Genomic DNA, 390 nt, shown 5'->3' with positions numbered 1-390 from the left:
CCCAGGCGCTGCTCGACGCCTTGACCATCCGCCAACGGCTCGGCTCCATCGAGGGCAGGCGTGTGGTGATCGTCGGCGACGTGCTGCACAGCCGGGTGGCCCGGTCGAACGTGTCGCTGCTGGCGACCCTGGGTGCCGAGGTGGTGCTGGTGGCGCCGCCGACGCTGCTGCCGGTCGGGGTGTCCGGCTGGCCGGTCACGGTGTCGCACGACCTCGACGCCGAACTGCCCGCTGCCGATGCGGTGTTGATGCTGCGGGTTCAGGCCGAGCGGATGAACGGTGCGTTCTTCCCGTCCGCGCGTGAGTACTCGGTGCGCTACGGATTGTCGGAGAAGCGCCAGGCCATGCTGCCCGGCAACGCCGTGGTGCTGCACCCGGGGCCGATGCTAC

At 70.8% G+C, this 390-nt stretch carries 1 pseudogene; it reads left to right on the top strand.

Annotation, left to right across the window (positions count from 1 at the left end):
* Positions 1–390, top strand: a pseudogene (locus RM572_RS29580) (aspartate carbamoyltransferase); the annotation flags it as partial.

This window comes from Streptomyces hazeniae, from assembly GCF_031845485.1.
Taxonomy (GTDB): domain Bacteria; phylum Actinomycetota; class Actinomycetes; order Streptomycetales; family Streptomycetaceae; genus Streptomyces; species Streptomyces hazeniae.
The sequence above is the reverse complement of the archived record's forward strand: the minus strand, read 5'-3'. Positions and strand labels throughout refer to the sequence as shown.